The sequence below is a fragment of the Agrobacterium sp. 33MFTa1.1 genome, from assembly GCF_004328495.1.
Classification (GTDB): domain Bacteria; phylum Pseudomonadota; class Alphaproteobacteria; order Rhizobiales; family Rhizobiaceae; genus Agrobacterium; species Agrobacterium pusense.
The window spans coordinates 207,779-221,136 of the sequence record NZ_CP036360.1; the positions used below are offsets into that span (position 1 = coordinate 207,779).

Consider the following 13,358-nt stretch of genomic DNA (forward strand, 5'->3'; position numbering starts at 1 on the left):
GCCGATGCCGAAATTCGCTGCCAATCTGTCCATGCTTTATACCGAACATCCGTTCATGGAACGGTTCGCCGCTGCCGCTGCCGATGGTTTTGCGGCAGTCGAATATGTCAGCCCCTACGAGGAGGCGGCAAAGACGATTGCAGCGGAGCTCAGGAGGTGCAATCTCACACAGGCTCTGTTCAACCTGCCGCCCGGCAACTGGGCCGCAGGCGAGCGCGGCATCGCCAGCCTGCCGGACAGGGTCTCCGAATTTGAGACGTCCGTTGAAACGGCGATCCGTTATGCAAAAATTCTGGGATGCCGAAAGATCAATTGTCTGGCCGGTATTCAACCGCCCGGTGTCGATCCGCAAGTTCTGGAAGACACGCTTGTCGGCAATCTCGGTCACGCTGCGCAACGTCTGGCGGATTCCGGAATTGCCCTTGTCTTCGAGCCCATCAACACTCGCGACATACCCGGATATTTCCTCACCAACACCGATCAGGCCGAGCGGATCATGGACCGGGTCGGGCATTCCAACCTGCTGATCCAATATGATTTCTACCACATGCAAATCATGCAGGGCGATCTCGTCGCGACCTTCGAGCGCCTGCAGGACAAAATCGGCCACGTTCAGATCGCTGATAATCCCGGACGTCATGAGCCGGGGACGGGCGAGATCAACCACGATTTCATCTTCAGGCGTCTGGATGAACTTGGTTACGACGGATGGGTCGGCTGCGAATATCGACCGGCGTCGACCACCAGCGCAGGTCTTGACTGGTTGAAAGCATATCAACGGGAGGATTGAGCCATGAAAATAGGATTTATCGGACTGGGGGTCATGGGCCGCCCGATGGCGCAGCATCTGATCGATGCCGGACATGAGCTTTATCTTCACAGGGTCAAACCCGTGTCGAACTCCCTCCTGAAAAGTGGTGCGAGGGCATGCGGTTCAGGTGCAGAAGTGGCGCGCAGCGCCGAGATCGTGATTTTGATGCTGCCGGACACGCCCGATGTAGAAGCGGTTTTGTTCGGTGACGATGGCGTCGCGCACGGCCTCGATGCGGGAAAGCTCGTCATCGACATGAGTTCGATTTCACCGATTGCGACGAAGGATTTTGCCGCCCGTATCGAGGCGCTGGGATGCGATTATCTCGACGCGCCGGTGTCGGGCGGTGAAGTTGGCGCCAAAGCGGCGTTGCTGACCATCATGGTCGGCGGAAAACCGGATATTTTCGAGCGCGCAAGACCCCTGTTTGAAAAGATGGGCAAGAACATCACCCTGATCGGTGACGTTGGAAACGGTCAGGTTGCAAAGGTCGCCAATCAGATTGTTGTCGCCCTGAATATTCAGGCCGTTTCGGAAGCCCTTCGCTTTTCGAAGAAAGCCGGAGCGGACCCCTCGATCGTGCGCAGGGCCTTGATGGGTGGCTTTGCCGCGTCCCGCGTGCTGGAGGTTCACGGCGAAAGGATGATCAACGAAACATTCGAGCCCGGCTTTCGTATACGTTTGCATCACAAGGACATATCGCTCGCGCTTGAGTCGGCGCGTCTTCTCGAGCTTATGCTGCCCAACACAGCGATGGTTCATCAGTTGATGAATGGCGCGCTGGAAAAAGGCCTGGGCGACAAAGACCACTCGGCCTTGATCAAAGCCTTGTAGTTCGGATGTGCCGGGCGGTCACGCTCCCAAGCAGGATCTTCTGGTCAGTCCCGAACTCGGCAAGCTGCTGGCCTCCTTCGGCGCCAGAAAGGGATTGCGCGATTAAAATGAAAGCGCAATATGTAGATACGTTCCTAGATGGAGGCGACTACGGCTACGACCAGCTTGACCAGCCGCGAACTTAATCACGATGTTGGCAGAGCGAAAAAAGCTGCTGAGGCAGGGCCTGTCGTCATCACCGATCGAGGCAGACCTTCGCATGTGTTGATGACATACCGTGAGTTTGAGCGTCTGACAGGCGAAAGTCACAATCTTGTCGATGCGCTCTCAATGCCAGGATTGTCGGATATCGATTTCGATCCACCTCGGTCGGTCATTGCAACTCGCGAAGCTGATCTCTCTTGAAATACTTGCCCGTCGATCCCGACAGCCATCATGACCCAGATATTGGCAAATCGTCTGAACGTCCGCGCAGCCAGCCTGCCGCAAACGGCATGATGCTTGCGATGATGTGACCGCCTCCCTGAACGAAAGCCATAAGGTGGCCGGCACTCTTCGGATCATCGGCGTGGGGGAAACAGTGCGCCGATCCCCAGTCCAAGTAGGATTATTGCGGGAAGAGCCAGTGGCCTGGTGATCAGGCAGGTCAGACCCCCGCGGATGACGAAAAGAGCGGCGGCCAGCGGTCCCCGCCGATCCGGAAAGCGGCTGATTAACGCCGATACAGCGAGTCCGGCTATGACCACCATCAGCGTAAGGCCCGCGAGCAAATAGCCTGCGATATCTTCGCTGCGCCCCGTTTGAGCGTAGAAGGGTGGCAGCCATCGACCCTTGACAAATTAGGATATTCAACCAAGATATCTGAGAAATCTATTTAAGATATCTGAGAGGAACGCGTCATGGCATTGTTTGTCCGTGATGAGGCCGTTGATGGTCTCGCCACCGAACTTCACCGAGCCCTCAAAACAAAAACCAAGGCAGATGCAGTGAAGATTGCTCTAGCTAACGAATTAGAACGAGTAAGGAGTGCAGTCCCCCTCAGAATCCGCCTTTCTACATTACAGGCAAAGGCCAGAACGGAGTTTCCCACGCCCATCGCCGGTGTCGATATGAAGAACGTTATGGATGCTCTTTGGGAGGATGGTGAATGACGTTTGTCGATGCTTCTGTGATAGTGGCCATATTGAAAGAGCACCCCGGCTACGAGGAGCTGGTTAAGCGCCTCGATCGATCCGGGGGAAAATACTACGTTTCGCCAATGGTCCGGTTTGAAGCCGTCGCAGCGATGGTAAAAACAGAGATTGATGGAAAAAAGGGCAAAACCGTCAATCGTCGAGAACTGTTTGCAACTGCCCGCTCACTGGTTGCCGAATTCATTGATCTGATCGGAGCCCGCGACGTGATGATCGATGCGAGGATAGGGGAAGGAGCGCTGGAAGCGATGGCAACGTTCGGGAAGCTAGCTGGCCATAAGGCACAGTTAAACCTCGGGGACTGCTTCTCGTATGCCGCTGCCAAGTCAATGCGCCTTGAGCTCTTGTACAAAGGCAATGACTTCGTTGAAACGGACATCGGGTAAGCCACCGGCCAACGAACGGCGGAAACGTAGGAGGCGCCTTGTGCTGGTAGAGGTCCCAGCGGCACACAGGTTTCTCGCCCCTAATTTAGCAACCAAAAACCGTCCCAGTTCTCACAGTCCGGGTGCTTGCACCAACGGTTTTCATGAGCGCCTTTGCGGCTGGTTTGGCCGCGCATTTATAATCATCTCCGATTATATCGACTGGTCCCCGCGATGTTCCATCAGCTGCCAGCGGACATTCTTCTTCCATTTTAAGTGCTTCTCATTTCATAGTATGCTCAACTGGGCCCTCCTGGGCGACTCACGGGTTTGTCAGGCCCTGAACACGGACACTATAGGTCCGCAGGGTGCCACGCTGATTTTCAGCGTATGCACGTAGCGAGCCTGCAATTCCGGTTTTGATGAAGGCTTCGAATATCGTCTTCGCATCTTCAAGGACCGAAACCTGCGTCGAGAGGTAAGCCTGGTCAAACTCACTTTGTGAAGCGGTTTCTAAAGCTCTCATCTTCTCGGCATATTCGGCGCTCAGGTCAGCCGGGACCGAGGTACCATCCTTTTTAGCAGCATCGGCGAGATCGACGAGCGCTTTTTCATGGTCGCGCATGATGTCATTAGCGAACATTTTCGTCGCGTCATCCTGCGCGCTTTTAAGCGCCAGCCTGCTCGCCTCCACCTCAAACTGATTGAAGGAAGCCGCCTCGGCAGTGAAGTCCGCGGGTGATTGCGCGTTCGAGAAAGCGGGCATTAACATCGAAAGACATAGAGCGGCGCAGCAGGCATGGAATGGCTTCATGTTAAACTCTCCCTCAATGACTATTGTGGTCAGGGCGTCGTTTTCTGGCTGCCCGGCAGCGCATTCCTGTCAGCAGGCCCCGCAGGTGCTTGGTCTTCCGTCTGCCCCCTGTCTGGTGAATTTGACGGTGCTGTATCCGGAGTTGTCCTGACGAAGTAGACGACCACGATCATCGGCAGAGCCACAGCCGCGGCCCCTACCAAGGGCCATATGGTTCTATAGTTCATATCAGTCTCCGCTTCCGGTTACTTTCCGTCGTAAAGCTTATGAACCTTGCGAGCTTGTTCTTGTTGCTCCTTGGCGGATAACCTGCGCTGACGCATCAGGACATAAACGACCACGGCACCCAGCAGCATGGGCCTCCACCGACAGCAACCAGCCAAAATACATCCGCCATAATGCGTCCTGTCAGTTCATGAGGTTGGTGCCACCACGAACCACTGACCAGAGCCAATGTTCCTGGAAATTTGGAAAGCAAGCAGATGGGACAAAAATCGCCTGTCGGATGAGGCGCTGAAACAACCCTCAGACGGTGAGGTCGCTGCGGCCGAGCAACGCCTACCGGTCCTCGTCGAGATCAAGAATGTCGTCAGGAGCTTTCGCCATCTGCTGCACCGCAAGTCTAAGGATGATCTGGATCGACCGGCAGCAAGACCTTTGGTTCCGTTATCCTCGAAAGGGCATCGGGTCAGAGTGCAATAATTCAGTCTCACTGAGGAACAGGGAGTGCAGCCGACAGTTAGACGTGAATTGGAGGAACACGTTGATGAATAATTCCCGATGGGTTAGCCCCGTAACGATTTTAAGCACAGAAGGTGGGCGACAAACCGTCTACGGCCCATTTGATGCTCTCATTTTCCTATTGGATGAATGGCCGGACAAAAGAGGCCCCGCTTACGTCCGTGCAAGGAGCGCTTGCCGTGCCGCACTCGCTGGACGTCAAGGCGCAGACTGGGCTCGCGACATGTTCTTGCAGGCGGCTCAGGAAGCGCAGATTGTGCAGCGTCAAAAGGACGAAACATTATCTTTCGGGCCGTCTTCAAGGGGAGGTAGAGCAAATTTCTCCCCGAAAGAAGGCTCGAGGATAACCGATAGAGCTAATTATAATCACCCAGGCTAGTCGCTTGCGCTTGACCGTGGGCGAGCTGTAGGGGCGATCGCGGTCTGCGACGCGTGGGGCCAACGGCGCCCCGGGGGGTGGTCGACCGAAACGCGTGTTGTGGTTCACGCTGGCTAGTGGCAAGGGCACATTCCGGCGTGGCCGTGATCGAGCAAGTGGCCATTCCTCTCGTGCGGGACTTTCATTTTAACAATAGCCCGGCGGTCATGCTTCGCTGACAGAGAGCCTCGTCCTCGGGTGCGAAATTCTTGATTCTGAGGCTCCATCTGCGCATGCGCCCGGATTATGCGATGTGCGGGCATCCGATCATCATCACGACAATGTTGAGAAGCGCGCAAGCCTGTCGCGGTGGTTAGCTGCCGGAATGATTGCCGCTTTGCCCCAGACCAATCGCAGGTGTGGGCGCGCTCCATGCCCGGAACATGCGGCAGTAGGCGTCAGACGTTAGGCTCATTCAACTGGACAAGCGCTTTATCGCCGACCCCGGCGCGTATTCTCACAACGGGTCGCGGTAGCCGAACAGGTTGGATTGAGCGAGGCCCTCGGCGCTACGCTGTGTTTTGTCGGTAAAACACAAAGAACGGATGTTCAACAAGGCGCAAGCCTTCAATCTCACCGGCGCGGTATGTGCTTCCGGACAAGACATCGGTGAAAACGCCACGCGAGCTGGCCAGCGAGCTATCGCGCATTGCTAGATCATTTGCCTTGATTTGCTCGTTTCCGAGGAGTTGTTGCAGACCGAGGCGTGGGATCATGACGATAACGGTCTGGTTTCTGTGGGTCCTCGCATACGACACTATTGATGGAGATCCTTCAAAAAGGGGCTCATAGCTACCCGTGCGGAACAGGTCAGGGTGACGGCGCCGCAACTCCAATATGCGACAAATGACGCGTTGTTTGGTCACCCCGTTGCGCATCTCATCTTCAAAGCTAAAATCGATAGCCGCGCTGTCCTCAAGACGTGAGTGAAATTGCTCGAAGGGCGGCGTTCGACGGTTATCTGGATCAACGAGGCTGAGATCGAGGCTCTCGCTGCCCTGATATATATCCGGGACGCCAGGCGCCGTCAGCTTGATGATCGTCTGGCTGAGGGAATTGCGCAGGCCCGCCAGAACGAATGGCTGGATGGAATGGACAAAGTCTTTCAGAAAGACGCTGTTCTCCGGCGCAAATAGATGTGACGCATAGGCGAGTACGGCTCTTTCATAGGCGTCGTTATTGTCGCCCCAGTTGGTTCGCAACTTGGCTTCACGCAGAGATTTTTCGACGTAAACAAGAAACCTCGCCTCTAGTGCGTCCAACTCCGGTCCTGTCGGTACCCCGGGCTCGGCAGGCCACACGCCGGCAAGAGCCTGGTAAAGCATCCACTGCACCGAGGGTTCCGGCGCAGGACCATCATCCAGTTCCGCGATCACAGTTCGGTTGGTGTCGCACCATCGCGCAACGTTGGCCGCCCAGATTTCAGGTGCTTCACTGAGCGTCGACAGCCGCGCGCGCGCGTCTTCTCCGCGTTTGGTGTCGTGGGTCGAAGTGCTCGACAATCCATCCGGTTGGCGCTTAAGGCGATCCGCCATCGCCTCGTGAAATCGCCAAAGAGCAAACGGGCGTGGCAGCGGATCCGCCCCCACCTCATTGAGCGCGAGTGCCATGTGCTGGCGGAAAAAAAGTGTGTCTTCGATCGACTTTGCCATCAACGGCCCGGTCAGTTGCTGGAAACGGACGCGGAATTCACCCGCGAGGAAAGCCGCCGCATCACAAACGGATCGTTTAAGAATGCTGATTATGAAAGCGAGCGCTGTCTCGCCAGGTGCAGTTAGATGAACACGGCCACTATCGGCAATCGCGCCGAGCAGCGCCTCGTCCTCGCCACAAAGTCGCTCGCGTGTTCCATAGGTTCGGTAGACCGGAAAGGCGACGAGAAGCTCTCGCAATGCTGTTTCGAGGTTGGAAAGGCTGAGATCCTTACCTTCCTTCTGCGCCACTGTCATCGCCAGCTGTAATAAGGTCGAAAATTCGCCCTCGAAATTGTGATTTATCATCAGGAGCTTTGCAGCACGAACCTCGCCGTCCAGGTCGGTTTTTTGACCGCAGAAAGCATCATAGGCTCCACGCAGCACCTCTAGTTTACCGCTGTCGACAAGGACGTTCGAAAGTGCGGCAATGAATTCATATCCGGTTGTGCCGGAGACAGGCCAATCGGCTGGCACATGCTCGCCATCCGCCAGGATTTTTTCTACGAGAAGGTAGCAGTCCTGCCCGACCTTCAGCCGAAGCCGGTCGAGATAGGCTTTCGGATCGGCCAACCCATCCACGTGGTCAATTCGCAAGCCGTCGACAGCGCCACTACGCACGAGTTCAAGTATAAGTTGATGCGTGGCGTCGAAGACGGCATCATCTTCTACGCGAACTCCTACCAGGCCGGTGATTTCAAAAAACCGGCGATAGGAGAGGTTGTGGCGCGCCGTGCGCCAAGACGTCAGCTTATAGGGCTGACGGTCATGAAGTGTTGCAATCTCGGTTTTGTTGAGAGAGTGGCTGGTGGCAGGCAGCCGATCTTCACGCGTCTCCGGCGCGATAGGGTAGCAGCTGTCATGATAGGCGAAAGCCGGCTTTCCGGTTATTGGATCGGCGGTAATCGAAATGTTGCCGGCCTGTAACTCGTGTTCAAAGGATTCTCCCAGGAATGGCAATGTCAGGCGACGTGACCAGTCGATGTCGAAAATGCGAGCGTAGGGACTATGAATCCCATTCTTGATGACATCATACCACCACGGATTATCGAGCGATGCGGCCATGTGGTTCGGCACGATGTCCAGAATGAGCCCAAGACCTTCATTTCTGAGTGCGGCGACCATCCGGTCAAAGCCATCACGGCCGCCGATCGCTGGATCGATTTCGTTCGGATTGGTCACGTCATAGCCATGGGTCGAGCCCGGTGCTGCGGTGAAAATCGGCGATGCATAAAGATGGCTGATGCCGAGCCGCCTCCAATAGGGTGCAAGCGCAGCTGCGCGATCAAAGGTCATACCGTTGCGGAATTGTAGCCGATAGGTTGCTGTGGGAATTGTCATTACACTGCTTCCGTGGCGAGGCGAACCAAGATTGAGTTTTTTGGCAGGGCGGCTTGCTCTTCTGGCCATGCGAAAATCGCGTCTCCGGGCTGATCCGGCAGCGGTCTTGTTTCATCGCCAAGATTGACGGCGATCGAAAGCGCGCCGGCAGAAAACGTCCAGGTGACCGCAATACATCCGTCGCCTGCCTCCACAACTCTGCCAGCGCGGCCATTATCTCCTCGAAGAAGAGGCACGATCTTTGTCCGTCTCAGTAAAAGCAGCTTGCCCGTGAGCGTTAACCAATCTTCCCCCGCCTCGGTTTGGGCCTTGCTCCAATCCAGTTTTGACGTCTCGACCGTGGTGCGATCATTGGGGTCGGGAACAGTCTCGCTTTTGTAACCGGAATGGCCGTCAAACTCGCTTCTTCGACCCTCGCGGACTGTGTTTGCGAGATCATCACGGAAGTCGGTAAAGAACAGGAACGGGTTGGACTCGCCGAATTCTTCTCCCATGAACAGAAGAGGAATGTGTGGCGAAAGTACAAGTAGAGCCATCAGAACCTTGGCGCGATCGCTGCCTACAAGTGTAATCAGCCGTTCCCCGTGGGCCCGGTTGCCCACCTGGTCGTGGTTCTGGATGAAATCCACAAATGCGGAGCTCGGTTGGCCGTCGCTTCTGACGCCACGTGGTCTTCCGGTTTGGGGTGAAGTTTCGCCTTGGTAGGCGAAGCCTTCTGCGAGCGCCCTGGCCACGAGCTTTTCAGGTGCCGCCGCGAAATCCTGATAGTAAGCGTCGCTTTCCCCTGTCACAAACGCATGAACCGCATTGTGGAAGTCATCATTCCATTCTGCGGTGAACAGAGGAATACTTCCGTCTGTGGCTCTCTCATGCAGGGAGATGATGTTGCGACTGTCCTCGGTCGTAAGGTGAATAGGACGATCGGTGATCTCGCGCCGAATGCGTTCAGCTATCTCCACCAAAATGTGTTTTGCGGAATTGTCCTCAATCTGGTCAATCGCGTCAAATCGAAGGCCATCAAGCTTGAATTCGTGCAGCCAATAAAGAGGGGCATCGGCAATGTATCGCCTCAAGGCGTCGACGTCATAGGCTATCCCATCGCCCCAAGGGGTTTTTCGATCCTTGTCGAAGAAACCCGGAGCCAGCAGGGGGAGGTAGTTCCCCTGCGGTCCGAAATGATTAAGAACGATGTCGAGCACGACGGATATGCCAAAACCATGCGCTTCATCGATAAAGGCTTTGAAATCATCCGGCCTGCCATATGCGGCGTGGGGAGCATAAAGCAGAGTGCCATCGTAGCCCCAGCCGTGGTTGCCGCCGAAGTGGGAAACCGGCATAACCTCAATCATGGTAATTCCGAGCTGCGCAAGATGAGGGAGTTTCCCAACCGCGGCCTCGAACGTCCCCTCCGGCGTGAAGGTTCCGACGTGCATCTCGTAAATTACTGTCTCCTCCCACGGACGTCCCTTCCAGCTGATATTTCGCCAAATGTAGCGATCCGGATCGGTGACGAGCGATGGTCCATCGACATCGTCCTTCTGCGCCCGCGAAGCGGGGTCGGGCACCCGTTGTCCGTCAGTCAGGACAAAGCAATATTCGGTTCCTGCCACAGCGTCTGGACATGTGATCTCGAACCACCCGTGCTCGTCGCGTGCCATGCATCGTAAAGCCGTGCCGTCGTCGAGGTATAATTCATTTTGCCCAGGCGCCCAGGTTCGAAAAGTGACACCCCCCGATGGAGAGCGTCGTACGCCCCAAGCCGGTGATTTTGTGACATTGGAGCGATTGTGTTGCTTTGACCGCATGGTTCCCCCGTCATGATTGAGCGGGGCAAAACCGGCGGCGTCGATAACGGTTCCCGTCCGGCAAATATTAAAGTGCAAGCCGTGACAGCGTGCATTGCGCGGGCTTGAAAAAATCGCCGAGCTCAGAGGATCGAAGAGATTTCATCTTCCGGATGTCCAGTTAAAAATCCAGTTGCCGCCCACCAAGCCTCCTGGAAAATGATCAGCGCTTCTTCGACATTGTTCGTTTGTCGCGTGATGGACCCAAGGGGGAGGCCGGCGGACTGAGCCCCGGTTTTGTACGAGAGCCACCTCTTGCTATGCGATCAACCTCGTGACGCACCGCTAACTGTCGCGGAGTTACAGATATGGCGCTGAGCGATAGACGGGCATGCAATAGCTCATTTTTCGCGAAATTATGAGTTATAGAAAGCGGTGACTCTCTGTCCACTCGAGCGTTGGTTTTGTTGTTAAAATGACTTGCGTGGTTAGGAGAGTGCTCCGGCAACGCACTTGTTCACAGGCTCATCATCGTCGGGTGCAATTGTCTTGACGCAGGGCCTGCTATTCTTGAAACAGGGTCGAACAATCAGAAATTTTATTGTTATTTGGTACCAGCCTTGCGCGCCCTGAGAGGCACGAGCAGTGCGTCCTGCACGACGTCTTCCAGTTCCTCGCGCGTCGCGCCGTCCCGGGCCTGGACGGACATGCCCTGAAGCACGACGACCAAAAAGCGGGCGAGGGAGCGCGCGCGATCTGAGTTGAGCCAACGACCAAGCGCCTGGGCAATTGTTTCTCTCATCATATCTCGGCCCTCGGACAACACTCGCGCAAGCGCGGCATGTTCTTCGGCGCATTGCAGCATGCCGCTGGACACCATGCATCCTCGTTCACCGGCAGGGTCCGTCACGGCGTCGGCCCCTTGGCGCAGGATCGCCGACACGGTGTCCTCCAATGTTGATGCGCCTTCAAGGTTGAACAAAGCTCCGGGAATTCCCGAGTAGTGATCAAGGGCCTCCCGATAAAGCCCTGCCTTGCTCCCAAACGCGGCATAGAGGCTCGGGGGTGCGATTCCAATCGCGGTCGTAAGATCGTTGAGCGACACACCTTCGTAGCCATGCCGCCAAAACAGATGCATGGCGATGTCGATCGCCTCGTCACGATTGAAGGTCCTCGGTCCGCCGCGCCGGCGTTTGATCTGCTTATTCATAGTGATCACTAAAGACCGCTTGACAGAGAATATCAAGTGGTTAGTTTGTATCGATCACTAAAAATAGCCAATTCCCGCCCAACACCACTGGAGATTTTATGTCAGGACGTTTCATCCGAGCCGCAACGGGAATATTTGCTGCGGTGATCTTGTTTACGGGGGCATCGGCCGCTGGGGCTGCCGAAAAGCAATATACCGTCACATCCTCCGATGGCGTTATAATCGCCGTCGAAGAAACGGGAAATCCCCAAGGTCAGCCAATTGTATTCGTTCACGGTCTGCTTGGCAGCCGCATCAATTGGGACAGCCAGACGGCCGATCCAGACCTGCAGAAGTTTAGGCTGATCACCTTTGATCTGAGAGGACATGGACTGTCGGCAAAACCGGATGACGCTGACGCCTACAAGGATGGCGACCGATGGGCAGACGATCTCGATGCAGTCCTTCGGGGAAGCGGAGCGACGAACCCGGTGCTCGTGGGCTGGTCTCTTGGGGGTGTGGTGCTGTCGAACTATCTTGCCAGCCATGGCGACGCCGGGATTGGTGGCCTCCTTTACGTCGACGGTGTCATCGAACTGAAACCCGATCTCATCACGCCGCATCCGGAGGTCTATGCAGGACTGGCCTCAGAGGACCTGCGGACGCATCTCGACACGGTGCGGACCTTCCTGGCCCTCTGCTTTGCAACGCCGCCAGAAAGCGCAACGTTTGAACGGCTGCTGTCCAATGCTGCGATGGCATCATGGCTGATGACGCGAACCGTCCCCTCGATGACAGTCCAGGCAAAAGAAGGACTGGAGAAGGCAAAAAAGCCGGTTCTGTTGATCTATGGGGGTAGGGATAATCTGGTCCGGCCGCAGCCGAGTATAGAACGCGCGAAGTCGTTCAACGGCGCGATCAAGTCGGAGATTTACGACAACTCGGGTCATGCGCCATTTCTTGAAGAAGCGTCGCGGTTCAATAAGGATTTGGCCAAGTTTGCGGCTTCTGTGGCGGATGGCAAGTAAGTCGGAAACTGGCTCCGCCGGCTCCCATTCTGCTGCGTCTTTCATGCTTCCATTCTAAAATCGAGACTGAATGGTCGTCTGATCTGGAGAAGCGTGCGTGTGGCGCCGTGGTCTTGATAGGTCCGCCCCGTCGCGTTGGGCCGAACACTGGTGCATCACGACGACGGAACTGGAACCGGCTAAACGAGTTATGATGGTTCAGGGAGATGGGGAAGCTGTCAGGAGCGAACGCGTGAACAGATGCAATATAACCCACCGGCGGATGACCATTGGAACGCACTCCCTGTTCCTCCGGGAAGCGGGGCCGATGGACGCGCCCGTTCTGCTCCTGCCCCACGGATACCCGTGTTCGTCCTATCAGTACCGCAGGCTGATGCCGGCGCTCGCCGATCAGTGGCGCACGGTAGCTGTCGATTGGCCGGGTTTTGGCTACAGCGACACGCCTGATCCCGCCGAGTTCGGATATGACTTCGACGCTTACGCCGAGGTGCTCAACAACGTCGCTGAGGCGCTCCGACTGGAGCGCTACGCGCTCTGGCTCCATGACTATGGATCGCAGATTGGTCTGCGGCATGCCATAGCCCACCCGGAGCGGATCGCCGCGCTGATCATCCAGAACGGTGACATCTACGAAGACGTGCTCGGCCCTAAATACGGGACGATCAAAGCGTGGTGGGCCGACAAGTCGCCCGAGAAGCACCGCCCTCTTGAGGAGGCCGTAAGTGAAGACGGATTTCGCGAGGAGTTCGTCGGTGAAGTCTCTGAGGAAGTGGCAAGCCTCGTCCCTCCCGACCTTTGGAAGCTGCATTGGCCGCTTATGGATACGCCGACACGCAAAATGGTGGCAGTCCGCCTGATGGAAAAGCTGGAGGAAAACCTCGACTGGTTCCCTCGCTATCAAGGCTATCTGCGTGAGCACCGCCCTCCGACCCTGGTGGTGTGGGGCCCGCAGGACGGCTATATGCCTGAGGCGTCGGCGCAAGCTTACCGGTGCGATCTCCCGGACGCGGAGTTGCACATTCTCAGCGAGGCCGGGCATTGGCTGCTGGAAACCCATCTCGAACAGGCGTTGCCGCTCGTCCGCGATTTCCTGGCCCGGACGTTCCGATGATCGCACCTTTGAACGTAGCCCGCAACGAGAGGAGACAT

General features: G+C 56.3%; 12 protein-coding genes. 8 read left to right on the top strand and 4 right to left on the bottom strand.

From position 1 onward, the window contains the following. Positions 1-4 precede the first annotated feature (4 nt). The 5 genes from otnI to EYD00_RS24345 all read left to right on the top strand — a co-directional run bounded on the left by otnI (position 5) and on the right by EYD00_RS24345 (position 3,224). Positions 5-790: a 2-oxo-tetronate isomerase gene (gene otnI / locus EYD00_RS24325; protein ID WP_034499473.1), complete on the top strand. Its 786-nt coding sequence runs from the start codon at positions 5-7 to the stop codon at positions 788-790. A 3-nt stretch (positions 791-793) separates the two neighbouring features. Beyond that, positions 794-1,645 carry a 2-hydroxy-3-oxopropionate reductase gene (locus EYD00_RS24330; RefSeq protein WP_022557652.1) on the top strand — a complete coding sequence of 284 codons (852 nt, stop codon included), beginning with the start codon at positions 794-796 and terminating at the stop codon, positions 1,643-1,645. 138 nt (positions 1,646-1,783) lie between these two features. Next, positions 1,784-2,050 (top strand): type II toxin-antitoxin system prevent-host-death family antitoxin, encoded by a 267-nt coding sequence (locus EYD00_RS24335; protein ID WP_022557651.1) that lies wholly within the window; start codon positions 1,784-1,786, stop codon positions 2,048-2,050. Positions 2,051-2,544: 494 nt separating this feature from the next. Further along, a complete protein-coding gene (locus EYD00_RS24340; RefSeq protein ID WP_022557648.1) occupies positions 2,545-2,796 on the top strand; it encodes a type II toxin-antitoxin system VapB family antitoxin in 252 nt (83 codons plus the stop codon). After that, a complete protein-coding gene (locus EYD00_RS24345; protein WP_034499475.1) occupies positions 2,793-3,224 on the top strand; it encodes a type II toxin-antitoxin system VapC family toxin in 432 nt (143 codons plus the stop codon). The genes EYD00_RS24340 and EYD00_RS24345 overlap by 4 nt, the downstream gene beginning before the upstream one ends. Positions 3,225-3,525: 301 nt before the next feature. On the opposite strand, the gene EYD00_RS24350 is transcribed toward EYD00_RS24345, so the two are convergent. Then, positions 3,526-4,017: a DUF4142 domain-containing protein gene (locus EYD00_RS24350; RefSeq protein WP_077986077.1), complete on the bottom strand. Its 492-nt coding sequence runs from the start codon at positions 4,015-4,017 to the stop codon at positions 3,526-3,528. 766 nt (positions 4,018-4,783) lie between these two features. On the opposite strand from EYD00_RS24350, the gene EYD00_RS24355 reads away from it, so the two are divergent. Further along, entirely contained in the window at positions 4,784-5,137 is a 354-nt protein-coding gene (locus EYD00_RS24355) for a DUF982 domain-containing protein (protein WP_077986075.1), read from the top strand. 548 nt (positions 5,138-5,685) lie between these two features. Here EYD00_RS24355 and treY read toward each other — a convergent pair. From treY to EYD00_RS24370, 3 genes are all read right to left on the bottom strand, one after another. Then, complete coding sequence (gene treY, locus EYD00_RS24360) at positions 5,686-8,208, bottom strand: malto-oligosyltrehalose synthase (protein WP_034499477.1); 2,523 nt, start codon at positions 8,206-8,208, stop codon at positions 5,686-5,688. Further along, entirely contained in the window at positions 8,208-10,013 is a 1,806-nt protein-coding gene (gene treZ, locus EYD00_RS24365) for a malto-oligosyltrehalose trehalohydrolase (RefSeq protein ID WP_051674307.1), read from the bottom strand. The genes treY and treZ overlap by 1 nt, the downstream gene beginning before the upstream one ends. 583 nt (positions 10,014-10,596) lie before the next feature. Next, on the bottom strand, positions 10,597-11,202 hold the full coding sequence (locus EYD00_RS24370; protein WP_034499482.1) for a TetR/AcrR family transcriptional regulator: 606 nt from the start codon (positions 11,200-11,202) through the stop codon (positions 10,597-10,599). 98 nt (positions 11,203-11,300) lie between these two features. On the opposite strand from EYD00_RS24370, the gene EYD00_RS24375 reads away from it, so the two are divergent. Together EYD00_RS24375 and EYD00_RS24380 are read left to right on the top strand one after the other, a co-directional pair. Next, positions 11,301-12,209, top strand: a complete 909-nt coding sequence (locus EYD00_RS24375; RefSeq protein WP_051674310.1) for an alpha/beta fold hydrolase — start codon at positions 11,301-11,303, stop codon at positions 12,207-12,209. A 262-nt stretch (positions 12,210-12,471) separates the two neighbouring features. Then, positions 12,472-13,320: an alpha/beta fold hydrolase gene (locus EYD00_RS24380; protein ID WP_034499484.1), complete on the top strand. Its 849-nt coding sequence runs from the start codon at positions 12,472-12,474 to the stop codon at positions 13,318-13,320. Positions 13,321-13,358: the final 38 nt, after the last annotated feature.

Bases quoted from the DNA above. Each gene is read 5' to 3' on its own strand.
- otnI (WP_034499473.1), top strand. From the start codon at position 5: ATGCCGAAATTCGCTGCCAATCTGTCCATGCTTTATACCGAACATCCG.
- EYD00_RS24330 (WP_022557652.1), top strand. From the start codon at position 794: ATGAAAATAGGATTTATCGGACTGGGGGTCATGGGCCGCCCGATGGCG.
- EYD00_RS24335 (WP_022557651.1), top strand. From the start codon at position 1,784: ATGGAGGCGACTACGGCTACGACCAGCTTGACCAGCCGCGAACTTAAT.
- EYD00_RS24340 (WP_022557648.1), top strand. From the start codon at position 2,545: ATGGCATTGTTTGTCCGTGATGAGGCCGTTGATGGTCTCGCCACCGAA.
- EYD00_RS24345 (WP_034499475.1), top strand. From the start codon at position 2,793: ATGACGTTTGTCGATGCTTCTGTGATAGTGGCCATATTGAAAGAGCAC.
- EYD00_RS24350 (WP_077986077.1), bottom strand. From the start codon at position 4,017: ATGAAGCCATTCCATGCCTGCTGCGCCGCTCTATGTCTTTCGATGTTA.
- EYD00_RS24355 (WP_077986075.1), top strand. From the start codon at position 4,784: ATGAATAATTCCCGATGGGTTAGCCCCGTAACGATTTTAAGCACAGAA.
- treY (WP_034499477.1), bottom strand. From the start codon at position 8,208: ATGACAATTCCCACAGCAACCTATCGGCTACAATTCCGCAACGGTATG.
- treZ (WP_051674307.1), bottom strand. From the start codon at position 10,013: ATGCGGTCAAAGCAACACAATCGCTCCAATGTCACAAAATCACCGGCT.
- EYD00_RS24370 (WP_034499482.1), bottom strand. From the start codon at position 11,202: ATGAATAAGCAGATCAAACGCCGGCGCGGCGGACCGAGGACCTTCAAT.
- EYD00_RS24375 (WP_051674310.1), top strand. From the start codon at position 11,301: ATGTCAGGACGTTTCATCCGAGCCGCAACGGGAATATTTGCTGCGGTG.
- EYD00_RS24380 (WP_034499484.1), top strand. From the start codon at position 12,472: ATGACCATTGGAACGCACTCCCTGTTCCTCCGGGAAGCGGGGCCGATG.